The sequence below is a fragment of the Kosakonia sp. Marseille-Q7440 genome (assembly GCF_965119485.1).
Map to the genome: position 1 here is coordinate 198370 of NZ_CBCPLT010000001.1, position 25074 is coordinate 223443.

General features: G+C 55.2%; 22 protein-coding genes and 3 tRNA genes. 13 read left to right on the plus strand and 12 right to left on the minus strand.

Annotated elements, in window-relative coordinates; all coding sequences use genetic code 11:
* Positions 1 to 65: 65 nt before the first annotated feature.
* On the minus strand, positions 66 to 761 hold the full coding sequence (locus ACWPW2_RS00865; RefSeq protein ID WP_454121304.1) for a winged helix-turn-helix domain-containing protein: 696 nt from the start codon (positions 759 to 761) through the stop codon (positions 66 to 68).
* Positions 762 to 1253: 492 nt separating this feature from the next.
* Here ACWPW2_RS00865 and ACWPW2_RS00870 point away from each other — a divergent pair, with 492 nt between their 5' ends.
* The 4 genes from ACWPW2_RS00870 (at position 1254) to ACWPW2_RS00885 (ending at position 8266) form a co-directional block, all read left to right on the plus strand.
* Entirely contained in the window at positions 1254 to 1694 is a 441-nt protein-coding gene (locus ACWPW2_RS00870) for a hypothetical protein (protein WP_454121305.1), read from the plus strand.
* A gap of 78 nt (positions 1695 to 1772) precedes the next feature.
* Positions 1773 to 5792 (plus strand): Ig-like domain-containing protein, encoded by a 4020-nt coding sequence (locus ACWPW2_RS00875; RefSeq protein WP_454121307.1) that lies wholly within the window; start codon positions 1773 to 1775, stop codon positions 5790 to 5792.
* A 157-nt stretch (positions 5793 to 5949) separates the two neighbouring features.
* Positions 5950 to 6303, plus strand: a complete 354-nt coding sequence (locus ACWPW2_RS00880) for a DUF4156 domain-containing protein (RefSeq protein ID WP_023478338.1) — start codon at positions 5950 to 5952, stop codon at positions 6301 to 6303.
* Between the two features lie 319 nt (positions 6304 to 6622).
* Positions 6623 to 8266, plus strand: a complete 1644-nt coding sequence (locus tag ACWPW2_RS00885; protein WP_454121308.1) for a methyl-accepting chemotaxis protein — start codon at positions 6623 to 6625, stop codon at positions 8264 to 8266.
* 76 nt (positions 8267 to 8342) lie between these two features.
* Here ACWPW2_RS00885 and epmB read toward each other — a convergent pair whose 3' ends face one another.
* Positions 8343 to 9371, minus strand: a complete 1029-nt coding sequence (gene epmB / locus ACWPW2_RS00890; protein WP_454121310.1) for an EF-P beta-lysylation protein EpmB — start codon at positions 9369 to 9371, stop codon at positions 8343 to 8345.
* 41 nt (positions 9372 to 9412) lie between these two features.
* Here epmB and efp point away from each other — a divergent pair, with 41 nt between their 5' ends.
* The 3 genes from efp to ecnB all read left to right on the plus strand — a co-directional run bounded on the left by efp (position 9413) and on the right by ecnB (position 10423).
* Entirely contained in the window at positions 9413 to 9979 is a 567-nt protein-coding gene (gene efp / locus ACWPW2_RS00895) for an elongation factor P (RefSeq protein ID WP_023478480.1), read from the plus strand.
* A 57-nt stretch (positions 9980 to 10036) separates the two neighbouring features.
* Positions 10037 to 10168 carry an entericidin A/B family lipoprotein gene (locus ACWPW2_RS00900; RefSeq protein ID WP_034811937.1) on the plus strand — a complete coding sequence of 44 codons (132 nt, stop codon included), beginning with the start codon at positions 10037 to 10039 and terminating at the stop codon, positions 10166 to 10168.
* Positions 10169 to 10276: 108 nt separating this feature from the next.
* Positions 10277 to 10423 carry a lipoprotein toxin entericidin B gene (gene ecnB / locus ACWPW2_RS00905; protein ID WP_023478333.1) on the plus strand — a complete coding sequence of 49 codons (147 nt, stop codon included), beginning with the start codon at positions 10277 to 10279 and terminating at the stop codon, positions 10421 to 10423.
* A 29-nt stretch (positions 10424 to 10452) separates the two neighbouring features.
* Here ecnB and ACWPW2_RS00910 read toward each other — a convergent pair whose 3' ends face one another.
* Entirely contained in the window at positions 10453 to 11052 is a 600-nt protein-coding gene (locus ACWPW2_RS00910) for a LuxR C-terminal-related transcriptional regulator (protein WP_034811934.1), read from the minus strand.
* A 266-nt stretch (positions 11053 to 11318) separates the two neighbouring features.
* On the opposite strand from ACWPW2_RS00910, the gene sugE reads away from it, so the two are divergent.
* Positions 11319 to 11636, plus strand: a complete 318-nt coding sequence (sugE, locus tag ACWPW2_RS00915; RefSeq protein WP_454121311.1) for a quaternary ammonium compound efflux SMR transporter SugE — start codon at positions 11319 to 11321, stop codon at positions 11634 to 11636.
* Here sugE and ACWPW2_RS00920 read toward each other — a convergent pair.
* The 5 genes from ACWPW2_RS00920 to frdA form a co-directional block, all read right to left on the minus strand.
* The gene (locus ACWPW2_RS00920; RefSeq protein WP_279793781.1) at positions 11633 to 12163 is read right to left on the minus strand and encodes a lipocalin family protein; all 531 of its coding nucleotides are present in this window, start codon (positions 12161 to 12163) and stop codon (positions 11633 to 11635) included. The two genes, sugE and ACWPW2_RS00920, sit on opposite strands and share 4 nt — an antisense overlap.
* Positions 12164 to 12246: 83 nt before the next feature.
* Positions 12247 to 12606, minus strand: coding sequence for a fumarate reductase subunit FrdD (gene frdD, locus ACWPW2_RS00925; RefSeq protein ID WP_054803045.1), 360 nt, complete (start codon positions 12604 to 12606; stop codon positions 12247 to 12249).
* A 10-nt stretch (positions 12607 to 12616) separates the two neighbouring features.
* Positions 12617 to 13012 carry a fumarate reductase subunit FrdC gene (gene frdC, locus ACWPW2_RS00930; protein ID WP_054803044.1) on the minus strand — a complete coding sequence of 132 codons (396 nt, stop codon included), beginning with the start codon at positions 13010 to 13012 and terminating at the stop codon, positions 12617 to 12619.
* Positions 13013 to 13022: 10 nt separating this feature from the next.
* A complete protein-coding gene (locus tag ACWPW2_RS00935) occupies positions 13023 to 13757 on the minus strand; it encodes a succinate dehydrogenase/fumarate reductase iron-sulfur subunit (protein WP_054803043.1) in 735 nt (244 codons plus the stop codon).
* On the minus strand, positions 13750 to 15540 hold the full coding sequence (frdA, locus tag ACWPW2_RS00940) for a fumarate reductase (quinol) flavoprotein subunit (protein ID WP_139966782.1): 1791 nt from the start codon (positions 15538 to 15540) through the stop codon (positions 13750 to 13752). Before frdA ends, ACWPW2_RS00935 begins: the two co-directional genes overlap by 8 nt.
* A 307-nt stretch (positions 15541 to 15847) precedes the next feature.
* Here frdA and epmA point away from each other — a divergent pair, with 307 nt between their 5' ends.
* Complete coding sequence (gene epmA / locus ACWPW2_RS00945; RefSeq protein ID WP_187801055.1) at positions 15848 to 16825, plus strand: elongation factor P--(R)-beta-lysine ligase; 978 nt, start codon at positions 15848 to 15850, stop codon at positions 16823 to 16825.
* A gap of 87 nt (positions 16826 to 16912) precedes the next feature.
* Here epmA and mscM read toward each other — a convergent pair whose 3' ends face one another.
* From mscM to rsgA, 3 genes are all read right to left on the minus strand, one after another.
* Positions 16913 to 20245, minus strand: coding sequence for a miniconductance mechanosensitive channel MscM (gene mscM, locus ACWPW2_RS00950; RefSeq protein ID WP_454121313.1), 3333 nt, complete (start codon positions 20243 to 20245; stop codon positions 16913 to 16915).
* A gap of 22 nt (positions 20246 to 20267) precedes the next feature.
* Positions 20268 to 21239 (minus strand): archaetidylserine decarboxylase, encoded by a 972-nt coding sequence (asd, locus tag ACWPW2_RS00955; protein WP_454121314.1) that lies wholly within the window; start codon positions 21237 to 21239, stop codon positions 20268 to 20270.
* Positions 21240 to 21337: 98 nt separating this feature from the next.
* Positions 21338 to 22393 carry a small ribosomal subunit biogenesis GTPase RsgA gene (gene rsgA / locus ACWPW2_RS00960; RefSeq protein WP_454121315.1) on the minus strand — a complete coding sequence of 352 codons (1056 nt, stop codon included), beginning with the start codon at positions 22391 to 22393 and terminating at the stop codon, positions 21338 to 21340.
* A 94-nt stretch (positions 22394 to 22487) separates the two neighbouring features.
* Between rsgA and orn the strand changes: the two genes are divergently transcribed.
* From orn to ACWPW2_RS00980, 4 genes are all read left to right on the plus strand, one after another.
* The gene (gene orn / locus ACWPW2_RS00965) at positions 22488 to 23033 is read left to right on the plus strand and encodes an oligoribonuclease (protein ID WP_023478488.1); all 546 of its coding nucleotides are present in this window, start codon (positions 22488 to 22490) and stop codon (positions 23031 to 23033) included.
* A 254-nt stretch (positions 23034 to 23287) separates the two neighbouring features.
* Positions 23288 to 23363, plus strand: a tRNA-Gly gene (locus ACWPW2_RS00970).
* Between the two features lie 63 nt (positions 23364 to 23426).
* Positions 23427 to 23502, plus strand: a tRNA-Gly gene (locus ACWPW2_RS00975).
* 73 nt (positions 23503 to 23575) lie between these two features.
* Positions 23576 to 23651: transfer RNA gene (locus ACWPW2_RS00980), tRNA-Gly, on the plus strand.
* A gap of 269 nt (positions 23652 to 23920) precedes the next feature.
* Here ACWPW2_RS00980 and queG read toward each other — a convergent pair.
* Positions 23921 to 25060, minus strand: coding sequence for a tRNA epoxyqueuosine(34) reductase QueG (gene queG / locus ACWPW2_RS00985; RefSeq protein ID WP_054803040.1), 1140 nt, complete (start codon positions 25058 to 25060; stop codon positions 23921 to 23923).
* Positions 25061 to 25074: the final 14 nt, after the last annotated feature.

A 25074-nucleotide genomic window follows, 5' to 3' on the forward strand; every position in this document is an offset into this window, starting at 1 on the left:
GAAACCGGGCGCGGGTTCAACGAAGAGGAGCGGGCTTAATGCCCGCTCTTTTTTTTGCCTGCGTTTCAGCCCGCAGGCGAGTTGGCCGGACAGGCCAGCGGGGCTTTATCGCGGGTTGCTTCCTGCTCAACCGCCAGATCGTCCACCAGCGTCATAAATTTGAGTTTGTCACTCGACGCCAGCAACCGGGACTCCTCCTCGCTCTCCGCCGGCATAAAATCGCACTGGGTGAACGTCACGACGCTTTTGCCAAATTCAGGCAGCGGCGCGCTGAGGGTACGGCTCTGCCACAGGCCAAAGAGCATAAAGGTGCACAGTAAAAACAGCACCAGCAGCGCCAGCGCGCCGTACTGTTTACGCGCAATCAGCGGGTCAGCCGCGGCTGGTACTGGTGCAGCCTCTGGTACTGCCGCGTCACGATTTTCTGTGACGGCGATAACAGAGAGATCGCGGCTGAATATAAAGCCGGTTTTGGGGATGGTTTTAATCACCTGCGCGCCTAAGCCAAAGTCCGTCATCGTTCTGCGCAGCAGTGAGATGTACTGGTTGAGCGTGTTATTGGTGGAGTGCAAACCATACCGCTCCCAGACCGCCTGAAAGATCGCATCGCGGGTCACGATCTCGCCGCGATGCTCGATAAAAAAGAGCAATAAGCGGCTGCCGGCGAGGGTTAAAAACCGTTTTTCATTTTCAGTGCCCGCGCCCCATATCGCGCCATCGGCGGGTCTGAAATAGATTTCCTTATCTATAATAAAGAGCATATTGATACCTTTCATGATGCCGTCGATCATGGAATAAATTAAAAAGAAAAAGTTAGATGCTTCTGTAATAAAGAAATTAATTAATGCTTACTTTAACCTGTTAATTAAATCACTCTATTCAGAATGATGAGACTGCTTAAAAAATGTAACCATATTGTCGATGCTACCTATATTGTCAATAAATAAAGCCGCTTTTTTTCTGTTTTAAGAGACGCATCCCGACAATTTACCAGATAATTCTCAGCGAAGGGGCGGGATTTTGTTATTATTTTTCTTATAATAATTATGCGTTGCGCTGGAAGTGGCTTATATCGCGATAATTTATCTTGTTTGTGTCTAATATTCCGATATAAATAGCTTAAAGCTAAATTGTGAATTTATTATACAACCTTATTAGGTGCGTGTGATGTGTGAGTGGGAATATTCTCACGGCATTCGCACGTTTAAAGCCTGATATTTTTTTAATGGTTAAATTTTAAGGGAAAAAATAAAATGAACAATTTAAATGCCATTATATTAAGCAGCGCGTGCGTATTTCTTCTCTCAGCTTGTGCAGGTAAAAAAAACAGCCCAAAAGAGAGCATTTCGGCAGTCAGCGCCAGTAACATCAGCGCGCCACAAGGCACGGCGGCGGAGCGCAAATCACCCTTTTTCGATGGGATCGTTATTGCATCAACTAACAACACCTGTATCGACAAATTTAACTTCATTCGCGGCACGGATACGTCGACCTATAAAAATTACTCTGATGATTACTCAAAAATAGGCGAAGGCTACAAGTTTCTGAACATTAATAAAAACATCATGGGTAAAGAGGCGAAAGAGATCTACACCATGCAGCTCGATCTCAAGCTGGATACCCTGTGTGCGAAGGCGCACTACACGAGTTACCAAATCGTTAAAGAAAAGATGCGAAACCTTGCCAGCATCTGACAGAGGCATCGCCAGTTTTTATTTTGAATGCCGTTTTTAAAAACGGCTTTTTCGTCTTTTTTCCTTGATGACTTAATAATGAAAACCAGACAACTTCCCGGCTGGAAGCGTGGTGCCGCGTGGGTAATTATCGCGCTCCAGTTATTCAGCCCACTCTTTTTCTCCTTCACTCCTGCGGCACAGGCAAAAGAATATGCCGATTATCGCAGCATGGATGAAACGATGGCCGGGCTACAGGCGCTTATTAGCGAGCCCAGAATGTTATCCCACACCCTTTCACCGACGGTTGCACCCCAGGCGCAAAATAACCCGCCTTTGCCAACGCTCGATATGCAGGCGGAGGAGGCAGTTGAACCTGCCGCAGCCGATGCGTGGCTGGCACCGAAAGTCGCGCAGACCGGTCAATTACTGATGTCGGAAGATATCGGGAAAGCGTCTGCTGATTTCGCTCGCAGCGTAGGGGGCGGGTTGATTAACCAGCAGCTTCAGGACTGGGTGGGGCAAAAAGGCACGGTGAATGCCACGCTGGATAGCGACGGCAACATTGGCGGCGATGTGCTTTTACCCCTGCATGATACCGAGGATCAGCTGCTATTCGGTCAACTGGGGCTGCGTAAAAATGATGAACGCAATATTACCAATATTGGTCTCGGCTATCGCCAGCAGAGCGATGCCTGGATGTACGGCATCAACACCTTCTATGACTACGACTACACGGGCAAAAACGCCCGTTTAGGGATTGGTGGCGAAGCGTGGGGGAATTTCCTGAAACTGTCGGCGAACGCCTATCACCGTCTTACCGACTGGCACCCCTCGACGATTGAAAAGATGAAAGATTACGACGAACGCCCGGCGAACGGATTTGATCTTCGTCTTGATGGCTGGTTGCCATCGCAACCCCAGTGGGGCGGCTCGGTAAAGTATGAGCGCTACTTTGGCAAAAATATCGCGCTGACCAGCAGCGGAGATCTGAAAAACGATCCCTGGGCGTTAACGTTGGGGCTGAACTACTCGCCCTTTCCGCTGTTAACGCTCTCCGGAGAGCGCTCATTTGGAGACACCCGTGACACCCGTTTTGATCTGTCGATGAACTATCGCCTCGGCGTGCCGCTGTGGCGTCAGCTCGATGCCGATAATCTGGATATCCAGCGTAGCCTGATGGGAAGCAAATATGCGCTGGTGGATCGTAACTACAACATTGTGATGCAGTACCGAAAGCAGCTGTTGGTGGCGCTTTCCATTCCGCAGCACTATACGGTTGAGGCGGGTTCGACGCTCTCTATTCCTGTGACGGTGGCAAAAGCGAAATATGGGCTGAAGCGTATTGAATGGCAGGCATCGGCGAATTTCAGCGTCAATGGTGGCAGCTTCAGCCAACCGTCAATGACGGCGCTGGAGGTGCAGGTTCCTGCGTATGCTCCCAGCCACAGCCGGGCAGCCAGTGCGTCGCAGGATTATGTTTTAACCGCCATCGGCGTAGATGAAAAAGGCAATCGCTCTGAGCCGGTGACAACCACTCTCCACGTGATGCGCTCAAGTGTTGTGGTGGATCAGCTCACGCTCACCCCTGACGCGGCGCAGATCGCTGATAATCAGCACGCCTTTACGGTGAAAGCCAGAATTGTGAACCGTGACAGGCAGCCGCTTGTTGGACAGCGCGTGGCATTTCGCGTGTCACAGCTGACTGACAATAACAATGTGTCGGCGGCGACCCTCTTTACCGATCATGCCTCTGATAAAGAGTGGCTGGAGGTCGACACCAATAACCAGGGGATCGCAGCGGTACAACTGCGAAGCCGGGTGGTCGGCAATGGTGTGTTGACCGCCGCTTTGCGTAACGGTAATGAGCGTAGCGCGCGAGTCGAGTTTATTGCCGATGTCGCGTCAGCGCGGCTCACCGAGCTTACCGTGCTCGCTGATAACGCGGTGGCAAACGGCGTGCAAACCAACAAACTTCGCGCCACGGTCACCGACCGCTACGGCAACCCGCTGGCCAGTTACCCAGTGATGTTTTCGGCAGACAACGGCGCCACGCTGGTGGAAGGCAGCCCGGTGCTGACGGATGCGCAAGGGCAGGTGATGCTGTCGCTGACCCATACTCGCGCGGGGATATCCACCGTCACGGCGAATGCTAACAATCTCTCACTCAGTAAAACGGTGACCTTTGAGGTTGACCGCGCAACGGCGCACTTTGTGCAGAGCAGCGTGGCGCAAAATGCCCTCGCCAATGGCAACGACATCAACATGATGCAGGTTAGAGTTGCGGATGCGCTCGGCAATCCGATTCCCGGTATGGCGATCCAGTTTGTGCCTGATAGCCCGGTGAAAGTCTCCCCAGCGCAGGCTGTTACGGACGCGCAAGGGGAAGCGCAAACGGCGTTAACCAGCCGCAGGGCGGGGAGCTTTAATGCCGCTGCGAATCTGGTGGGCACTTCCCATTCGGCGAGGTTGACCACGACTTTTCTCCCGGATGGCAACTCCGCGCAGCTGCCGGATGAAAATTTAGCGATCTCGCCCGATGGCGCAGCGGCTAACGGCAGGGATACAAACGGTGTGACCGCGACGGTGGTGGATGCCTATGACAACCCGCTCTCCGGTGTGGCGGTCAGATTCAGCGTCAGTTCTGGGGCAACGCTGGCGGCGAGTGCCGGTCTTACGGGCGCAGATGGCAAAGTGAGCACGACGGTGGTGAGCAGTACCGCCGGGGTCTATACGGTGAATGCCACGGTAAACGGCTCAACTATCAGCAAGTCTACTCTCTTCGTGGCTGACACCGCGACGGCGCGTATCGACGATGCCCATCTGCTGGTTGATACCAATAACGCGGTGGCTGATGGCAATGCCATGAATAACCTCACTGCCATTGTGAAAGATGCCAGCGGGAACATCCTGAGCGGCATGCTGGTAAAATTTACCGTCAGCAACGGGGCGGCACTGACCACGGCTCAGGGGGTAAGCGATGACGATGGCAAAGTGAGTACCAGCGTCACCAGCCTGCGTGCAGGCAGCTACACCGTGACGGCCAGCGTAGGCACCACTTACGCCAGCAAGTCGGTTAACTTCACGGGTGATGTCACAACGGCGGCTATCGCCAGCGTTGTGCTGGATGGCTCGGCGATAGAGAAAGATGCCAACGGCACCGACAGCTTTGACTTCAGGGCAACGGTTAAGGATGCAAACGGCAACGCGATCGGCGGGGTGACGGTTAACTGGGCGCAGGATAAAGGGTCAGATGTCACTATCACCAGCCAGAGTGTAACCGACAGCGCCGGTGTCGCCGTAGGGACGCTGCTCAGTACGCGCGCTGAGGCGATAAATGTCCAGGTCGCCGCATCGCTCAGTAACGCGAACCATGTCAATGCCAAAAAGAAGGTGAGCTTTACCCTACCGCCAGTGCTGGTGCATGGCACGACCATAAACGCCGTTACCGGCAGCGCGATTTCGGGTGTCACGGTGAAGATCTTCCGTTCGCAGGGCGATGCGCAACCACTTCACACCATAGTGTCGGACAGTAGCGGTAAATACTCCCTGACGCTTAAACAAGGAGATTACTTTGTGGAGGCGAGTCTGGCGGGCTATATCACGCTGGAAACGGACTTAGTGGCAAGTCTGCTGGGCGTCACTGATTACACAAAAAACTTTGTGCTCTCCCCGCTGCTTAACGGTAAGGCGGCGCGTATGGTGTTGACCTGGGATGCCAGGCCGAAAGATCTCGATTCGCACCTGTTTGTGCCGGTAGGTAACAGTACTGCTCATGTCCAGTACTCCTCCCGTAAGCCAGCAGGAGCAGATGCGGAACTGGATGTGGATAATACGCAGGGCTATGGCCCGGAAACGATTACCATCAACCGAATGCATCCTGGAAATTACTGCTACGCGGTTTACCGTTATTCGACCGATCATAACGATATAAGCGGTGCGAAAGTGAAGCTCTATCTTGCTGATGGTCGCTCCTATGACTGGGAGTCTGTTAATGCCAACGGATATCTCAATGACCGAGTCTGGGCGATTGTGAAGTTCGTTGTCGCCCAGGACGGAACCGTCGATGTTGTGCCGATCAATAAGCTTTTCTCTGGCAGTAACATAAATCGTTGCTAATGCTGCACTTAAGCCCCGGCCATCACGGCGGGGCTTTTTTGCTATTTTCGCTGATTTATCTGACCTGCGATGTCGGTGTTTTTCTTTTAGTCATCTTTTTAGTATAAGGTTTAGACACGGACGAACCGCGTCCAGCTCATTGATTACGGGGAATAACATGTCGGTAAAATATTTGGCGGGAATGGTTGGCGCAGCGTTTCTGTTGGCGGGTTGCAGCAGCAGCAATGATCTCACCGCAGGCGGCCAGAACGTGCGTTTTGTGGAAGATAAGCCCGCCGCGCAGTGCCAGTATCTCGGCACCGCCAGCGGTAAGCAGAGCAACTGGCTCTCTGGCCAGCACGGCGAAGAGGGCGGCTCAATGCGCGGCGCGGCAAATGCTCTGCGCAACCAGGCTGCTGCTATGGGCGGTAACGTGCTCTACAACGTAAGCAGCCCGACGCAGGGCGTACTGTCGAGCTTTGTGCCGACCGCCAGCGAAATGAACGCTCAGGTTTACAAGTGCCCTAACTGATTTTTCTCTTCTGCCCGCCAGTGATGGCGGGCGCGCTGAAAGAACTGATATTTTTCCCATCGCTGTTATTTATTCTCTGCTTGTAAATAAGACGATTATAATTTTCCTGCTAATGAAACTTCGCCTCTCTGAATATTAAGTTTTCTTAAGCTTTAAGCTTTTTTTAATTATATTTCTGCGAATCCGATCTTTTTTTAAAAAAGAGGATATATCGAGATAAAGTAATAATTTTCGCTGCCGATATTCACTTCAGGACAAAACGCGAAGGAGTGTGAAAAAGACAATTCTATTTCTTGCATGATGGTGTCGGGAGTTATCAATGAATATTACAAAAAGATTGTTACTTGCTTTCTCGTTATTGATTTTAAGTCTTATCGGCACAAACCTGATTGCGATATTTTCTTTATCGAAACTGGGTGAGTCGCAAACGAACTTTAAAGAAAATACCTTACCCAGCCTGGACATGATGAACAAAGAGATGCTGAAAGTGCTGACGATTCGCGGCCAGCTCTTCGTTCACGGTCTGACTGAGGAACCCGCCGGAATGGCGGAAATCAAACAGAACGCATTAAAGTTGTATGACGACGTTTACGCCATGCACCAGGGTTACATTAAAGATCTCGTTTCCGATCAACACGATCAAGAGCTGTCAAATAAAACGCTGGCCGATTTAGAGAAGTTTCGCGCAGTGATGGATCAATTTTTTAAAGTCTCAGAAAGTAATGACCGTGCTGCCATTATTCAGGCGATGCGTAAAGGCGGGCCCGTTGCTGACAGTATTGCCATATTAATTAACGACTTTACCGATCAGGTCGCCTATAACAGCAATTTGGTAAATAACGCGGTGTCTGCTAACTCCAGCCTGATTAACCGCTCAATGGTTTTATCGATTAGCGCCACGCTGGTCGCGACGCTGGTTCTCGGTCTGTTTGGTCTCTTTACCGTGCTTAACATCAAGCGTCGTCTTAACGATATGCGCGATGGCATGGAAAATATCAGCGAGAAACTGGATCTGAGCCAGGCGCTGACAACCGGGCGTATGGACGAGATTGGTCGTGCGGTCGCCGCGTTTAACCTGCTGGTTGAGCGTGTCTCTGAATCGCTGAAGATGGTGCGCGCCGCTTCAAGCTCGGTGAATACCGCAGCAAACGAGATTGCGTTAGGCAATAACGAACTCTCAGCACGTACTGAACAGCAGTCGGCGGCAGTGGTTGAAACGGCCGCCAGCATGGAAGAGCTGAGCTCGACGGTGAAACAGAACGCCGAGAACGCCCATCAGGCGAGCCAGCTGGCGATTACTGCCTCGGATACCGCTGCCCAGGGCGGCACCGTGGTCAGCGTGGCGGTAAACCGCATGAAAGACATTATGGAAAGCTCAAAACGCATCTCTGAAATCACCTCGGTGATTAACGGCATCGCCTTCCAGACCAACATCCTCGCACTGAACGCGGCAGTAGAAGCGGCAAGGGCAGGGGATCAGGGCCGCGGCTTTGCGGTGGTAGCGGGCGAAGTTCGCTCTCTGGCCCAGCGCAGCGCGCAGGCAGCCAAAGAGATTGAAACCTTGATCAGCGAATCGGTGAACTATGTGCAGGAGGGTTCCCGTCAGGTGGATCTGGCTGGCGAAACCATGAGCGGTATCGTTAACTCCGTCATGCAGGTGAAGGATTTGATGCAGGAGATCGCCGCCGCTTCTGATGAGCAGAACCGTGGCATCGGTCAGATTGCGCAGGCGATGTCTGAAATGGACACCACGACCCAGCAGAACGCCTCGCTGGTACAGGAGTCCTCGGCGGCAGCGGGTAGCCTTGAAGAGCAGGCCACGAAACTGCAACAACTGGTGGATGTGTTCCGTTTACCGGGCCAGCAGCCGGCTCGCGCCAGCGCCAGCACCGTGAAAGCACCCGTACAGCGTGCGCGTCTGGCACCTGCCGGCGGCAGCGATGAGGGCTGGGAGACATTTTAAAGTTCCGACACGCGCTTGTTTCCCGTGCAAGCGCTTTTTCACGGTCGCGTTGCGTATTTCGCGACCGTGCTTTTTTTTACTGTTGACGCAGTTGTAGATCCAGCGGCGTTTTACTCGGCTCACCGCCAATCTCCCGCGCCAGCTTCGGCACCATATACCCCGACACCAGCGTCAGCAGCTCACGCATAATCTCCCGCGCCGTTTCATCGCTCACCATAAAGTGCGCCGCGCCCTCTACCCGATCCAGCACATGCAGATAGTAAGGCAGCACGCCCGCATTAAATAAGGCGTTGCTGAGATCCGCCAGCGTCTGCGCATTGTCATTTACGCCGCGCAGCAGCACGCTCTGGTTGAGCAGCGTGACGCCCGCCTGGCGCAGCTGCGCCATTGCCACGCGGAAATCGTCGCCAATCTCCTGCGCGTGGTTGATATGGTTCACCAGCAAAATTTGCAGCGAGGAGCGGGCGAAGCGGGCAACCAGCGTGTCGGTGATGCGCGCCGGGATCACAATTGGCAGGCGGCTATGAATGCGCAGCCGCTTAAGGTGTGGAATGGCTTCCAGCTGGGCGATCAACCACTCAAGCTCGTGATCTTTTGCCATAAGCGGATCGCCGCCGGAAAAAATGATCTCATCCAGCTCCGGGTGCGTGGCGATATAGTCCAGCGCGCCCTGCCAGTTCCGCTTGTTGCCCTGGTTATCGGCATACGGGAAGTGGCGACGGAAACAGTAGCGACAATTTACCGCACAGCCGCCCTTGACCAGCAGCAGCGCGCGGTTACGGTATTTGTGCAGCAGCCCTGGCACCACGCTGCTCTGCTCATCCAGCGGATCGGTGCTGTAACCCGGCGCGGAGATAAACTCTTCGCTGGTGGTAAGTACCTGACGCAAAAGCGGATCGTTAACATCGCCTTTGCGCATGCGCGCAACAAACGCACGCGGCACCCGCAGCGGGAAAAGCCGCTTTGCTTCGCGTCCTCGCAGCAGCGCTTCATCAGGTTCTATATTTAAAATATGTAGCAGTTCATCGGGATCGGTGATTACATCGGCAAGTTGCAATAACCAATCTTCTCTGGAAGGGGATTTTAGGGTTACAATGTGTGCCATTTTTTTGGCTAAGCTACCAGTTAACAATTTCAGAGGGCCTTATGGCGACTTACTATAGCAACGATTTTCGTGCCGGTCTTAAAATCATGATGGACGGCGAACCGTACGCGGTTGAGGCCAGCGAATTCGTGAAACCGGGCAAAGGCCAGGCGTTCGCACGCGTTAAACTGCGTCGTCTGCTGACCGGTACCCGCGTTGAGAAAACCTTCAAGTCTACCGACTCGGCTGAAGGCGCGGACGTTGTGGATATGAACCTGACTTACCTCTACAACGATGGTGAGTTCTGGCACTTCATGAACAACGAAACCTTTGAACAGCTCTCTGCTGATAAAAAAGCGATTGGCGACAGCGAAAAATGGCTGCTGGATCAGGCAGAGTGCATCGTGACTCTGTGGAACGGCCAGCCGATCTCCGTCACGCCGCCGAACTTCGTTGAACTGGAAATCGTTGATACCGATCCGGGTCTGAAAGGTGATACCGCAGGTACTGGCGGTAAACCGGCTACCCTGAGCACCGGCGCTGTGGTTAAAGTGCCGCTGTTCGTACAGGTTGGCGAAGTGATTAAAGTCGATACCCGCTCCGGCGAATACGTATCTCGCGTGAAGTAATGCGCGCAACCGCGACGTAGCGCTCTGCTGCGTCGCGGGTTCGTTGAGGCCCGGATAATGCAACGTCTCGCAAAACTCCTCTCACTGCTGCTTATCAGCTGCGCACTGCTCGCAGGCTGCAATACCGCGCGCGGTATCGGCGAAGATGTGCAGACGCTGGGTCATATCATTTCGCACGCTGCCAGTTAATAACTTCCTCTCGTCTTAAAAATCCGCTTTTTTCCCGTCGCTTTTCGGGAATTTGTCTATGCTTAAGTGGCTATACACAAACGATATTGACAATAAAAGGAAGATATTATGGTTAAGAAGACATTTGTTGCGATCTTTTCTGTACTGGTTCTTTCATCCGTGCTGACGGCGTGTAACACCACCCGTGGCGTCGGCGAAGATATCTCCGATGGCGGTAGCGCAATTTCTGGCGCTGCGACCAAAGCACAACAGTGATGACTGCCGGTACGGCCCGTGCCGTACCGTTAGTTTGCCTCTGGTAGCGACAAAAACGGCGTAAAGCGGTTTCCCATCCCCAACTTCATACGAATATTTCTTTTGTAGGTATAAACGGTTTTCCCGTTGATCCGCATGTTTGCTGCGATTGCCGCGTTATCTCTGCCTTCCATCCACAGGGTTAATACTTTCTCTTCCTGACGCGTTAATAGCGGCGTTACGACTCGCCGTGACTGCCTGATCGGGCGCGCCTGCATCATGTTATCAATGGCCTGCGCCACTTTTTCCAGCGGATCCGTCTTTTGTAAGATCGCCGCGATGGGGAACTGCGCACAAAATGCCGACAGCTGGGTGTCGTGACCCGACTCCAGCAGCATCACCTGGCAGGATGTGCCGCACACCGAGAAGAGCGAAGCAAGCTGTTGAATATGATGAATTTCATCTTTAAAACCGTGTAAATCAATAATCACCAAATCCGGCTGCCACTGAACAATATGCTCTTTCGCCAGCATCAAGTTATGCAGAGCGGTGACAATAAAAGAGGCAGGAAATAAATCAATTTGATTGAGCCAGGATTCCATCCCTGAGCGGGTGAAGTAACAGCGATCAATCACAAGCATTTTGAACATATTTTTCTTCGCAGTCAGAGGAGGGCGCACGGCTTCCTGTACCCAGGAAAGCGATTCATCATATTCGCTGGATATGATGAATAAATGCCTGAATTCCGCTGCGAAGAGGGGCTATTTCTTGCTTTAACTTCCTGAAACTGAATGGAGGTTTGTGGGGTTGAAATCCACCGGCAAAGAGGGGAAAATCTGACCTTCTTCACCTGGCTGGCGGGACGACCCGACAGCGTCAATTTTAATTCGGGGACGGCCCCGTACTGGAGCCAACCATGTCCTGGTTTATTCTCGTCATCGCCGGTCTTCTTGAAGTCGTCTGGGCTATCGGCCTGAAATATACCCACGGTTTTACCCGCATCACTCCCAGCATTATTACCGTCGTGGCGATGCTTATTAGCGTCGTGCTGCTTTCATGGGCAATGAAAACCCTGCCGGTCGGCACCGCCTATGCGGTCTGGACCGGCATTGGCGCCGTCGGCGCGGCGATCGCCGGGATTGTATTACTCGGCGAGTCCGCAAGCCCGGCGCGTATCGTTAGCCTCTGTTTGATTGTGGCCGGAATTATTGGCTTAAAAATCAGCGCCCATTAATGGGGCTGATCGACCCAGATTAGCTTGTTCACTTCGAAGCCCTGGCGGGTCGCTTCTGCCAGCATTTTCTCTTTCACGTCGGCCGAAATGGTCGGCGTGCGGGAGAGGATCCACAGGTAGTCGCGATCCGGGCCGCAAATCAGCGCATGGCGATACTCTTTATCGAGCGAGATGATGTTGTAGCCGCCATAGAACGGGCCAAAGAATGAGACCTTCAGCGACGCGGTGCGCGGATCGCCGGTAAAATAGGCTTTCCCGACCGACTCCTGCCATTTGCCGCGATCCGGGTTATAACCCCGGTTGATAACGGTTAAGCCGCCATCGTCGCGCAGGCTGTAGGTCGCAGTGACGCGCTCCAGACCGCTCTCAAAGCGGTGATCGAAGCGGGCGATCTCGTACCATTTCCCTAAGTAGCGTTGCGTATCAAAATTCTGCACTACGGTGACGCCTTTTGGCGGCGTTGGCGTGCTGCAGGCCGTGACTAAAAAGGCAGCGGTGACCGCTGCGAAGATAGGCAGTAAACGCATGGTATTCTCCCTCCTGGCTTTTACGTAAGTGTAGAAGATGGCGGGAAATTTGCTCTCCTGCGCGGGCAGGAGAGCGACAGGTTTTACAGGAAAATCACGCCGACTAACGCAACGACACTAATAATCGCCGCGAGGCCGTAGAAAATCCATTTGCCCTGGGGCAGATGCACTTTCAAATCGTGCATCATGTGGTGGATGCGGTGCAGGCCGCACCAGACCGGTAGCACAATCATCAAGAAGAGAAAGGCGCGGCCAATAAAGCTCTGGGCAAAGGCGATAACGCGCTCGTAGCTCAGCGCCTCGCCGGGGAAGAGACCGAGCGGCAGCAGCAGGCCGACCAGCAGGATCATCACCGGGGCGAAGATGGCGCTCCACATACCGCCTGCGCCAAACAGCCCCCAGAACATCGGTTCGTCAGAACGTTTTGGATTTGGGTTAATCATCATCAATTCCTCACCAGAACAGGGCGATAAACAGCACAACCACCGTCACCACGGCAGCCACCACCCATAGCCCTTTTACCACCGGCTCTGGCCCCATTTTTTCGCCTTTCACAATGATCAGCGACGCTTTCGGTGCCAGATCGAACCAGGTTTTGGTATGCAACAGCGCCGCTGCCAGCGCGATCAGGTTGAGCAGCAGCACAACCGGGTTTTGCAGGAAAGCGACAAAGCCCATCCAGCTCTCCGGCCCGTTTTTCAGCGCGAAAAGACCATACAGCAGCTCCAGGCTGAACCAGACCGCCGGGATCGCCGTCCCTTCGCGCAGCATATAGAAGCGATAAAACGGCAGGGTTTTCCACCAGCTTGACGGCATGGGGCGAACCCAGGCCTTACGTTTAGTCGTCATCATGCACTCCTTAGCGAGGTTTCAGGGTGGCGATAAGAAAGTCTTTCGAACTCTCAATCTTGCCCTGCTGAATGGCGGCGGCCGGGTCGACATGCTTCGGACAGACTTCCGAGCAGTAACCGACAAACGTACAACTCCACACGCCGTTCTGGCCGTTGAGTTGCGCCATGCGCTCTTGTTTGCCGTGGTCGCGGCTGTCGAGGTTATAGCGGTGCGCCAGCGTAATCGCCGCCGGGCCGATAAACTCCGGATTGAGGCCAAACTGTGGACAAGCGGCATAGCAGAGACCGCAGTTGATGCAGCCGGAGAACTGGTGATACTTCGCCATCTGCGCCGGAGTCTGTTTGCCCGGCCCCTGATCCGGCGTGCGCGTATTGCCGATGATATAGGGCTTAATCGCCTCAAGGCTCTCGATAAAGTGGGTCATATCAACCACCAGATCGCGCTCAATCGGGAAGTTCGCCAGCGCCTCGACTTTCAACCCTTTGGTGTAGTCGCGCAGGAAGGTTTTGCAGGCCAGCTTCGGCACTTTGTTGACCATCATGCCGCAGGAGCCGCAAATCGCCATCCGGCACGACCAGCGGTAGCTGAGATCCGGCGCGAGGTTATCTTTGATATAGCCCAGCGCATCAAGCAGCGAGGTGGCTTCATCGTAAGGCACGTCATAGAAGGCGCTGTGCGGCGCGTTGTCGACCTCCGGGTTATAGCGCACCACTTCAATCTTCAGGTTCTTCATCTCAGACATTGTTCGTCTCCTTCTTCTCACCCGACTCCGCTTCCGCCCCGTAAACGCGTTTCGCCGGTGGCAGCGTGGTGATTTTCACGTCGCTGTATTCAAGGCGGGTTGTGCCGTCCGCCTCGCGGAACGCGAGCGTATGTTTGAGGAAGTTAACGTCATCGCGCTCGGTACAGCCTTCGTCGAGACGCTGATGGGCACCGCGCGACTCTTTGCGTGCCAGCGCCGAGTGGGCCATACATTCGGCAACGTTCAGGCCGTGACCCAGCTCAAGGGTGTAGAGAATATCGGTGTTGAAGACGCTGGAGGTGTCGGTAATGCGTACCCGTTTGAAGCGCTCCTGTAGCTCAGCAAGCTTATCGACGGTTTTCTGCATCAGCTCCGGCGTACGGTAAATGCCGCAGCCCTCTTCCATCGATTCGCCCATCTCATCGCGGATTTTCGCCCAGCTCTCAGTACCGTTCTGGTTCACCAGCGCCTTCAGACGCTGTTCAACATCGGCGGCCTGAGCGTTGAGCGCATCGTCATTTGCCGGGCTGGCCGTGGAGGCGCGTTCAACCGCCTGTTCACCCGCCAGACGGCCAAAGACCACCAGCTCTGCTAATGAGTTAGAGCCAAGACGGTTAGCACCGTGCAGGCCGACTGAGGAGCACTCACCGACGGCAAACAGCCCGGCGATGCGCGATTCGCAATTCTGATCCGTCTCAATGCCGCCCATGGTGTAGTGCGCAGTCGGGCGCACCGGGATCGGCTCTTTGATCGGATCGACGCCGACATAGGCTTTTGCCAGCTCGCAAATAAAGGGCAGGCGCTCTTTGATCTTCTTCTCGCCAAGGTGGCGCAGATCGAGATGCACTACATCGCCGCGTGGCGTGGAGATGGTGTTGCCTTTGCGCCACTCGTGCCAGAAGGCCTGCGACACTTTGTCGCGCGGGCCAAGCTCCATATATTTGTTTTTCGGCTCGCCGAGCGGCGTTTCCGGCCCCATGCCGTAATCCTGCAAATAGCGATAGCCGTTTTTATTTACCAGGATACCGCCTTCGCCGCGGCAGCCCTCCGTCATCAGAATGCCGGAGCCGGGCAGGCCGGTCGGGTGATACTGCACAAACTCCATATCGCGCAGCGGCACGCCGTGCGACAGTGCCATGCCCATACCGTCGCCGGTGACGATGCCGCCGTTGGTGTTATAGCGGTAAACGCGGCCCGCGCCGCCGGTGGCCATCACCACCGCATTGGCGCGGATCTGGATCAGCGTGCCCTCCATCATGTTCATCGCGACCAGGCCGCGCGCGTGGTTGTCATCCACCAGGATATCGAGCACGAAGTGTTCGTCGAAGCGCTGAATTTGCGGGAACTGCAACGAGGTTTGAAACAGCGTATGCAGCATGTGGAAGCCGGTTTTATCGGCAGCGAACCAGGTGCGCTCGATCTTCATGCCGCCAAAGCGGCGCACGTTGACCGTGCCGTCGTCGCGGCGGCTCCACGGGCAACCCCACTGTTCAAGCTGGGTCATCTCCGTGGGGCAGTGATGGACAAAGTAGTCGACGACATCCTGTTCGCAAAGCCAGTCACCACCCGCCACGGTATCGTGGAAATGGTATTCGAAGCTGTCATGATCCTGGGCGACGGCGGCGGAACCGCCCTCGGCGGCAACGGTGTGGCTGCGCATGGGATAGACTTTTGAAATCAGTGCGATTTTAGCGTTGGGGTGGGCTTGCGCCGCGGCAATCGCGGTGCGTAATCCTGCTCCGCCTGCGCCAATCACAGCGATATCGGCTTGAAAGGTTTGCACGACATTCCTCCAGATTATTGTTGTTCCGCAACGATAAGCCAGGTGCGCTTGCCTTCATTACGGAAGAGGTCCACTGCTCCTTTTGGGGTAGCGGGCAGTATATCCATATTGACTGAGGGGAAATTTGACGTGTTCGAGTGTTTTGCTGTTCTTCCGCGTGATACGGCTTCCAGCTTGATCGATATCATCTCTAAATAGCTCATATCTATTTATTGACGAGGGCTATGAAAATTATTTGTGCAAAATTTGTCTAACCAGATCGATGCGGGTAGACTTCGTGCCCTTGTTAGAAATCGGAGAAAGAACCATGAGCGAGACGGCAACCTGGCAGCCGAGCGCATCCATCCCCAACTTATTGAAACGCGCGGCAATTATGGCGGAAATTCGCCGTTTCTTTGCCGACCGCGGCGTACTGGAGGTGGAGACGCCCTGTATGAGTCAGGCAACGGTGACCGATGTGCATCTGGTCCCGTTTGAAACCCGTTTTGTTGGCCCCGGCCACTCTCAGGGCATCAATCTCTACCTGATGACCAGCCCCGAATACCATATGAAGCGCCTGCTGGCTGCGGGCTGCGGCCCGGTTTTCCAGCTCTGCCGCAGCTTCCGTAATGAAGAGATGGGGCGTCATCACAACCCTGAATTCACCATGCTCGAATGGTATCGTCCGCACTATGACATGTACCGTTTGATGAATGAGGTGGATGATTTGCTGCAACAGGTGCTGGAGTGCCCGGCAGCAGAATCGCTCTCCTATCAGCAGGCGTTCCAGCGCTATCTGGAGGTCGATCCGCTTTCGGCGGATAAAGCGCAACTGCGTGAAGTGGCGGCGAAGCTGGATCTGAGCAATATCGCCGATACGGAAGAGGATCGCGACACCCTGCTGCAACTGCTGTTCGCCATGGGTGTGGAGCCGCAGATCGGCAAAGATCGTCCGACATTTGTTTACCACTTCCCGGCCAGCCAGGCGGCGCTGGCGCAGATCAGCACCGAAGATCACCGCGTCGCGGAGCGGTTTGAGGTCTACTTCAAAGGGATTGAGCTGGCGAACGGCTTCCATGAGCTGACCGATGCCCGCGAGCAGCAGCAGCGCTTTGAGCAGGATAACCGCAAGCGCGCCGCGCGCGGATTGCCGCAGCAGCCGGTGGATCATAATTTGCTGGAAGCGTTAAAAGCGGGCCTGCCGGACTGCTCCGGCGTCGCGCTGGGCGTTGACCGCCTGGTGATGCTGGCGCTGCAGGCTGAAACCCTGGCGGAAGTGATGGCGTTTAGCGTCGACCGGGCGTAACTGCCCGTTTGTGCCGGGTGGCTGCTACGCCTTACCCGGCCTGAAGAGTAACACCTCCGCAGGCCGGATAAACCGGCACTCAAAGAGTTACAGGCTGCCCGCCGGGCGGCTGCTTCTCCCCGCTGAAGACAACGTTTTGGCCGCGCGTTTACCGTCGAGGCTCTCAAGGCGCATCTGGAACGGCGGGAAGGGCAGGTCGATGCCGTGCTCACGGAAGCCCGCCAGAATAAGCTGGTGGATTTCGTGGCGCAGCGGCATGCGATGGCCCATCTCAGCCGCATAGATGCGCAGCTCAAACAGCTGCAGCCCGTGCTGAAGATCCACCAGGAACACTTCCGGCGGCGGATTATCAATCACCAGCGAACAGCGCTCGGCGGCGGTATAAAGGATCTGCGTCACCTCTTCGCTGTTGGCATCGACCGGTGCGGGCACCGTTAATACCACGCGCGTGACGGAGTCCGAAAGCGACCAGTTGATAAACTGCTCGGTGATAAAAGCCCTGTTCGGCACAATGATCTCTTTGCGATCCCAGTCGCTGATGGTGGTCGCTCGGGTATTGATCTTCATGACACTGCCGGTCAAATCGCGGATCGTCACCGTATCGCCAATGCGGATCGGTTTCTCAAACAGGATGATCAAGCCAGAGATAAAGTTGGCGAAGATCTCCTGTAGACCAAACCCGAGACCAACACCGAGCGCGGCCACCAGCCACTGTAACTTCGACCACTCAATACCAATCATCGAGAAGCCCACCAGCCCGCCAAACAGCATCAGCAGATATTTGGTGATGGTGGTGATGGCGTAACCTGTCCCCGGCGTCAGCTCAAGGTGCTGCAACAGCGCCAGTTCAAGCAAAGCAGGGAGGTTGCGCACCAGTTGGGTGGTGATAATAAACACCAGGATGGCAATCAGCACCGCGCCGAGGGTAATCGGCTCCAGGCTCTCGACGCCCTGTACCGTCGAGGTGACATCCCACAGCGGAATATTCTCGAGGAAGCCAAAGGCAGAGTGGATCTCAGACCAGAGGAAAATCACCGACAGCAGGGCGATAAGCATCAGAATCGAGCGCACCAGGCGCAGGGACTGCACGCTGATGGCGTCGAGATCGACTTCCGGCTCGTCAATGTCGGCGGTGCCTTCAGTGCTGAGCTGATGTGCCGCATCCTCTTCACCGCGTGCGCGCTGCGCAAGGATCTCTGCGCGTCGATGGCGTGCGCGTTCAAAGGCCAGACGGCGGCGCTGGATAAACATCCAACGGCGAATAATGTGATAAACCACCAGCAGCAGGAACCAGATAGCAACGGAGGTTTCCAGCCTTGCCAGCAGCGCCTGCGCGGTTGCCAGGTAACCGACCGCGGCGGCAAGAATCGCCGACAGCGGGGCGCAGAGCAGCAGGTTCCACAGCAGATGGTTAGCCATATTGTCGCCGTTGCCGCTCTTATCGACATACAGCGGAATGCCGGCGCGTTTCAGGCTGAGAGTGACAATCGCCAGCGCACCGCAAATCAGGATAAAGCAGAGCCGCCCGAGCGAGCCGGAGAATTCACGGTCGTTGAGGTTATCGAACATGATGAGTGCCATGATCAGCGGCACGATAAAGCCGATGCTCATCAGGTAGTAACGTAACCCGCGCGCCACGCGGTTTCGCGGCCAGCCGAAGTGGACGACAAACAGCCCGGTTGGGCGCGCGAAAGTCGCACAGATCATCACTGCCCACAGCAGCGGCACGGTGGCGGTGACGCCATCGCCAATCGCTACCGCCAGCGGATAGGGCCACGCCTCCTGCAAACAGTAGCCGAGCGTTGCCCACAGCACCGGCAATGGTGACGCCACCAGAATGGACCAGAAGACGGTGCGCATGGTGAGCCAGAAGTGATCCTGGGTCACTTTGCCCACGCGGGCGCTGGAGCGCTCCAGGAAGCGGGTGAAGTGGCGACGTGAGTAAATACTTACCCCCACCAGAATCAGCGCGCCAAACAGCGGGAAGAGCGTCTCTTTGCTGGTCAGCACCATTGCGCTGGCTTTACCCAGCTGGCTGATGGTGTTCAGCGACAGCAGGCGGCGCAGATCCTGCACAATCTCAAGCGGCCAGGAGAAGCCCATCGGGCTGACATCCGCCGTCCAGAAGAGATAGCGGTGAGTCGCCTCATTCACCTCTTTTAACGCATCTTCAAGCTGGCTATTGGAAACTTTAAGCTTGGTCAGCTCCAGAATCAGCGTATCGCCGCCCTGCAACAGCGAATTGAGCAGTTCGCGCTGCGTGCGCAGCTGGGCTTCGAGAATACGGTTTTGCTCAGCGGTCAGTACCTTGCCATCAGCCTGGCGAATCTGTCGTAGCTGCGGCTGCTTGTTGAGCAGATCTTCATAACGCATGCGATGCACGCGTAGCTGCGCCATTTCGGTATCCAGCTGCTGCGGTTTCGGCATCTCCGGCAGACGAGCCACCTGTGCGCGCAGCGCTTCGCCGAGCATATTCGATGCGCCGAGCCACTGAGACTGCTCGCGCAGGGTATTGAGCGCCTGGCGCACCTGTAGCGTTTGCCCGGTCGCCTGGCGCTGCTGCGAAGCGACAAGATCCATGCGCTGCGCCTGCTGGTTCAGCGCCTGGGATAGCTCACGGTTAATACGGAACTGCTCGACGATACTGGCGGGCAGATTCGCGCTGTTTTCCGCCAGCATCTCCGTGCTCTCCAGCGCCTGCTCGGCTTCGCGCTGACGCTGGCTGTTTAGTTGATTACGCAGCGCCTGTAGATAAGCGTCCAGCCGCTCACTCTGCTTTTGCGCCAGTTCCGAGCGCATACGCGCCAGCTCCTGGCGGTTGTTGGCTGACAGCTGCGCCAGCTCTAATTCATCCACCAGCGCCTTCAACTTTGCCGATTCCGCCTGGGCGGCAAAATTTTGTGCCTGGGCAAGCGCCGAGTTGCTGGTTTGCGCCCCGAGGCGACGCTCCACTTCCGTCACCTGGCGGCGGGCATCGGTTTGCTGCTGGGGAAGCTGGCTTAAGGAGTCGCTGATCTCCCGTGCGCGCTCCTGCTCCTGCTGCGCCTGGCGCGTCTTCTCCAGCAGCTGGCTGCTGACTTGCAGGATCTCCTGGTTGAGCGCGTCGCTGCTCATGCCGGGTGAAACAGAAGGGGGATCGTCGCGCAGATTATCGAGCTGGGCGCGAAGGGTGCGGGAAAGTTTGGGGAAGTTGTCGATCACGTCCTGATACTGCTGGGCGCGTTCAAGGGAGCCTTTACGCTCGTCGAGGGCGTTCAGCGCGCCTTGCAGCGTTTCAACAATTTCCGCCTGGTCCGGCGTGTTTTTCGCCGCTTTGGCTTGCTCCAGCTCCTGGGCAATTTGACGGGCATCGGGAGCCGTTGCGGCAACGGCTCCCTGGCTGAGGCACCAGGCCATCAGAAAAGCGATAATCAGGCGCACTACAGTCTCCCTGGGGTGAGGCTTAAACGTCTTCTTTGGTGTCGTCAACCAGCGGGTTGGCGTCATGTTCCGCTTTAATTTCTTCTTCCGGCAGCGGCGCAGGCTCGTGCTCATCAACCGGCACAAACGGCTCGGTGGAGAGCGCCAGCGGCTGACCGATTTTGGTCACTGAGAGGCTGCGTAGCGCTTCAACCAGCTGCACTTTACCCGGCGCAAACAGGTTGATAACGGTGGAGCCGAGCTTAAAGCGGCCCATCTCCTGGCCCTTCAGCAGCGCGACCGCGCCTTCGCTTTCACCTTCCGGGAATGTCCAGCGTTTGATGATCCCTTCGCGCGGCGGCGTAACGGTACCCGCCCAGACGGTTTCGATGCTGCCAACAATGGTCGCGCCGACAAGAATTTGCGCCATCGGGCCAAACTCAGTGTCGAACAGGCAGATAACGCGCTCGTTACGGGCGAAGAGGTTAGGTACGTTCTGCGCCGTTAAGTGGTTAACGGAGAAAAGGTCGCCCGGAACATAGATCATTTCGCGCAGGATGCCGTTGCACGGCATATGCACGCGGTGGTAGTCGCGCGGCGAAAGATAGGTGGTGACAAAGCTGCCGTTACGGAACAGGTCCGCCATCAGGTAGTTGCCCGCCAGCAGCGCTTCGAGGCTGTAGTTATGGCCTTTAGCCTGCAGGATTTTGTCATTGTCGATGGCGCCGAGCTGGCTCACTACGCCATCCGCTGGCATCACCAGCACGTTCGGATCGGTATTGAGTGGGCGTACCTCGTCGCGCAGCGGGCGCACGAAGAATTCGTTAAAAGAGCGGTAGCTGGCGGTATCCGGCTTCTGCGCCTCTTTCATATCGACCTTGTAGTATTTCACGAACAGATCGATAACCAGTTTGGTCAGCCAGCCTGCACGTTTGCTTGCGCCCCAGCCCGCCAGGCGAGTGAGCCACAGTTTCGGCAGAATGTATTGAAGCGAAAGTTTGAATGAGTTTAACAAGGTAGCCTCCAGGCCATTGTTTACTGTCGTTCCTGACCCGACGCCCGGCGTCGGAGTCTTAAAATGGGGGACGATTCTAACGACGCTTAGCTTAGTTGTCAGTCATCTGATTCAGAAAAGCTTTTACGCGTCTTTACCTGCGACATGCTTTCGAGAATACGGTGATAATTTTCGAAGCGGCTCTCCGCGATTTTGCCATTCTCTACCGCTTCGCGGATCGCACAACCGGGATCGGTATCGTGCTTGCAGTCGCGGTATTTGCAATGACCGAGATAATCATGGAATTCGACAAAACCGTAGGTGATTTGTTCCGGTTCGAGATGCCAGAGGCCAAACTCGCGTACGCCCGGAGAATCAATCACATCGCCGCCCTGCGGGAAGTGGTAGAGGCGCGCGGCGGTGGTGGTGTGCTGGCCCAAACCTGAGACGTCAGAGACGTCATTGGTGAGGATCTGCTCCTCGTTGAGGCCGAGCAGCGCATTAAGCAGGCTCGATTTGCCGACGCCGGACTGACCAGCAAAGATGCTGATGCGATCGGTCAATGCAGCTATCAGCGGATCAAGGCCATCTTTCGCATGGCTGGAGACCATCAATACGCGGTAGCCAATATGACGATAGATATCCATCTGCTCGTTAACGAACGCCAGGCCCTCTTCATCGAGCAGGTCGGTTTTATTCAGCACCAGCAGCGGTTCAACGTCCAGCGCTTCGCAGGCCACCAGATAGCGGTCGATAATGTTGAGTGAGAGTTCTGGCAGGATCGCCGAGACGATAACGATTTGGTCGATATTGGCGGCGATGGGTTTAACGCCATCGTAGAAATCCGGGCGCGTCAGCACCGAAGTTCGCTCGTGCACCGCTTCGACAATCCCTTTCACGTTGACGCCTTCCGCGGCCGATTTGCCTGGCCGCCAGACCACGCGATCGCCGGTAACCAGCGAGCGGATAGTGCGGCGAATATTGCAGCGATGCACATCGCCATCGGCGGATTCGACATCGGCATGCATACCAAAGCGGCTAATGACCACCCCTTCGGCCGTTTCGCCAAACAGGTTGTCATCGTAATCGGGTTTCTCCGTCGAGGTTTTCAGCCGGCGCTCATGGTTCGCTTTAACGCGGCGCTGCTGTCCCTTGGAGAGTTTATTTTTACTCAATCGTGCTGGCTCCTGGTCGCCCCGGATGGGCAAAACCTCTATGATACACTCAATTCTGGATGAATATAGTGACGCGATAAGGGTGGAAAATAGCATGAGCGCAAATGAAAACAACCTCATTTGGATTGATCTCGAAATGACGGGCTTAGATCCCGAGCGCGATCGCATTATTGAGATCGCGACACTGGTGACCGACGCCAACCTCAATATCCTGGCGGAAGGGCCGGTGATGGCAGTGCATCAATCCGACGCGCAGCTGGCGTTGATGGATGAGTGGAACGTGCGAACCCACACCGGCAGCGGGCTGGTTGAACGCGTTAAAGCGAGCACCTTTGACGATCGCGCAGCGGAACTGGCGACGATTGAGTTTCTGAAAGAGTGGGTGCCAGCCGGGAAATCGCCCATCTGCGGCAACAGCATTGGCCAGGATCGCCGTTTCCTGTTCAAGTACATGCCGGAGCTGGAAGCCTACTTCCACTATCGCTACCTGGATGTCAGCACTCTGAAAGAGCTGGCGCGCCGCTGGAAACCGGAAGTGCTGACCGGCCTGAAAAAGCAGAATACTCACCAGGCGCTGGATGATATCCGCGAATCGGTGGCGGAATTGGCTTACTACCGCGAACACTTTATTAAACTGTAAGCGTCTGCGTGCGCAGAGCCGATATGCGGTTTTCGGCTCTGCAAGCCAGTGCTGGCGCGGTTTTGCTGCAAAAATGTGCATTTTGTCGATTAAATCGGCAGTTAAACAAAAAAAACGAAAATTTGCTTTCAGGGGCTTGCAGCAGGAATGTTTTCTCGTATAATGCGCCTCCCGTGAAGACACAGAAATGTGAAAAACGGCATCACGAAATTTCAGCGGTTAAATGCTTTAACGTGTTGAAATAGCGCTGATAAGCGGGAATAGCTCAGTTGGTAGAGCACGACCTTGCCAAGGTCGGGGTCGCGAGTTCGAGTCTCGTTTCCCGCTCCAAATTTGAAATGCACCATCCAATTTACAGGCTTCGGTTTTTTGACACTGAACTCTGATAAATATGCGGGAATAGCTCAGTTGGTAGAGCACGACCTTGCCAAGGTCGGGGTCGCGAGTTCGAGTCTCGTTTCCCGCTCCAAATTTGAAATGCCGCAAGGCACGCACCATCCAGATTTACTGGTTCACGGCAATTAGCCAGGCCAGATAAGTATGCGGGAATAGCTCAGTTGGTAGAGCACGACCTTGCCAAGGTCGGGGTCGCGAGTTCGAGTCTCGTTTCCCGCTCCAATCTTTCATCTCCAAAAAATTATCCACAGCGAAGAAGCGCGCTGCGGGCGATTTCCTTTCGTGCTAGAAAAGTATTGTGAACAGAGTTATCCACAGGGCGAGCTTTGCTTAGCCTGGATTCTATTGCTTCGCTTATTAAATTATCTCTTTCTAACCTGCTGAATTTTAAAATAAAAATAACATTTCAAAATGTTAACACGATCGCTTGACGAATTTGTTAACGTTGAAACGTAATGTGTTTTTAATTTTATTCACAAGCTGTGGATGGCTCAGGCATCGCGCGGCAGACCCTTTTCTACCACCCGCACCAGACGCTGTTTTTGCGGCAACTGCACCTCAACGACGCAGGCATTACGCTTCTCAATTTGCTGCGCAATCGCCCAGGTTATGTGCTCATCAAGAAGTGGGTGCTCACCCAGTCGCTGCTCCAGCGCCACGATATTCGCCTCATCCCACGGCGCATTGCCCAGCGCGACCGCAATATTGCGCAGCCAGCGCAGATGACCGATACGGCGAATAGCCGAACCTTCCGTGACTTTTAAAAAGTGCGCTTCACTCCAGGCGAACAGTTCAATCAACGCCGGTGCGTGCAGAGCTTTGCGCGGGCTGAAATCCGCTTCATCCGTAAGCTGCGAGAAGCGGTTCCACGGGCAGATAAGCTGGCAGTCATCGCAGCCGTAAATCCGGTTACCGATAAGCGGGCGGAATTCCTCGGGGATCGCGCCCTCTAACTCAATGGTGAGATAGGAGATACAGCGGCGCGCATCGACGGTATAGGGCTCGACAATCGCCCCGGTTGGGCAGATGGTCATGCAGGCGACGCAGCGCCCGCACGCTTCCTCGACTGGTTGATCGACGGGCAGGGGGAGGTCAATCAGCAGTTCGCCAAGAAAGAAAAATGACCCCGCATCGCGGCTGAGAATAAGTGAGTGCTTACCTGTCCAGCCAAGCCCGGCTTTTTCCGCCAGCGGCCGCTCAAGAATGGGCGCAGAGTCGACAAACGGTCTAAAATTCAGCGAAGCACACTGCTGCTGGATCAGTTCGCCGAGCTTTTTAAGACGGCTGCGCAGCAGCTTATGATAATCGCGACCCAGCGCGTAGCGGCTGACATAGCCGAGCGCCGGATTTTTTAGCGTGCTGGCGAAGGCCGCGTTCGGCGGCAGGTAGTTCATCCGTACGCTGATAACGCGAAGCGTGCCGGGGAGAAGCTCATGGGGGCGGGCGCGCATCATACCGTGACGCGCCATCCACTCCATCTCGCCGTGATACTGTTTATCCAGCCACGCCTGCAGCTTCGGCTCGCTGGCGGTGAGATCGGTATCGGTAATACCGACCTGCTGAAAACCTAATTCAGTGCCCCATTGCTTGATTTGTTGCGCTAACTGATTGAGATCGAGGGGCTGTGACATGACGGACCATAGAG

Excerpts from the sequence above, each read along its gene's own strand:
- ACWPW2_RS00865 (WP_454121304.1), bottom strand. The coding sequence starts at position 761 with ATGCTCTTTATTATAGATAAGGAAATCTATTTCAGACCCGCCGATGGC.
- epmA (WP_187801055.1), top strand. The coding sequence starts at position 15,848 with ATGAGCGAGACGGCAACCTGGCAGCCGAGCGCATCCATCCCCAACTTA.
- sugE (WP_454121311.1), top strand. The coding sequence starts at position 11,319 with ATGTCCTGGTTTATTCTCGTCATCGCCGGTCTTCTTGAAGTCGTCTGG.
- ACWPW2_RS00920 (WP_279793781.1), bottom strand. The coding sequence starts at position 12,163 with ATGCGTTTACTGCCTATCTTCGCAGCGGTCACCGCTGCCTTTTTAGTC.
- ACWPW2_RS00880 (WP_023478338.1), top strand. The coding sequence starts at position 5,950 with ATGTCGGTAAAATATTTGGCGGGAATGGTTGGCGCAGCGTTTCTGTTG.
- ACWPW2_RS00935 (WP_054803043.1), bottom strand. The coding sequence starts at position 13,757 with ATGTCTGAGATGAAGAACCTGAAGATTGAAGTGGTGCGCTATAACCCG.
- ACWPW2_RS00900 (WP_034811937.1), top strand. The coding sequence starts at position 10,037 with ATGCAACGTCTCGCAAAACTCCTCTCACTGCTGCTTATCAGCTGCGCA.
- ACWPW2_RS00875 (WP_454121307.1), top strand. The coding sequence starts at position 1,773 with ATGAAAACCAGACAACTTCCCGGCTGGAAGCGTGGTGCCGCGTGGGTA.
- frdD (WP_054803045.1), bottom strand. The coding sequence starts at position 12,606 with ATGATTAACCCAAATCCAAAACGTTCTGACGAACCGATGTTCTGGGGG.
- ecnB (WP_023478333.1), top strand. The coding sequence starts at position 10,277 with ATGGTTAAGAAGACATTTGTTGCGATCTTTTCTGTACTGGTTCTTTCA.
- frdC (WP_054803044.1), bottom strand. The coding sequence starts at position 13,012 with ATGACGACTAAACGTAAGGCCTGGGTTCGCCCCATGCCGTCAAGCTGG.
- ACWPW2_RS00910 (WP_034811934.1), bottom strand. The coding sequence starts at position 11,052 with ATGTTCAAAATGCTTGTGATTGATCGCTGTTACTTCACCCGCTCAGGG.
- epmB (WP_454121310.1), bottom strand. The coding sequence starts at position 9,371 with ATGGCACACATTGTAACCCTAAAATCCCCTTCCAGAGAAGATTGGTTA.
- orn (WP_023478488.1), top strand. The coding sequence starts at position 22,488 with ATGAGCGCAAATGAAAACAACCTCATTTGGATTGATCTCGAAATGACG.
- queG (WP_054803040.1), bottom strand. The coding sequence starts at position 25,060 with ATGTCACAGCCCCTCGATCTCAATCAGTTAGCGCAACAAATCAAGCAA.
- ACWPW2_RS00870 (WP_454121305.1), top strand. The coding sequence starts at position 1,254 with ATGAACAATTTAAATGCCATTATATTAAGCAGCGCGTGCGTATTTCTT.
- ACWPW2_RS00885 (WP_454121308.1), top strand. The coding sequence starts at position 6,623 with ATGAATATTACAAAAAGATTGTTACTTGCTTTCTCGTTATTGATTTTA.
- efp (WP_023478480.1), top strand. The coding sequence starts at position 9,413 with ATGGCGACTTACTATAGCAACGATTTTCGTGCCGGTCTTAAAATCATG.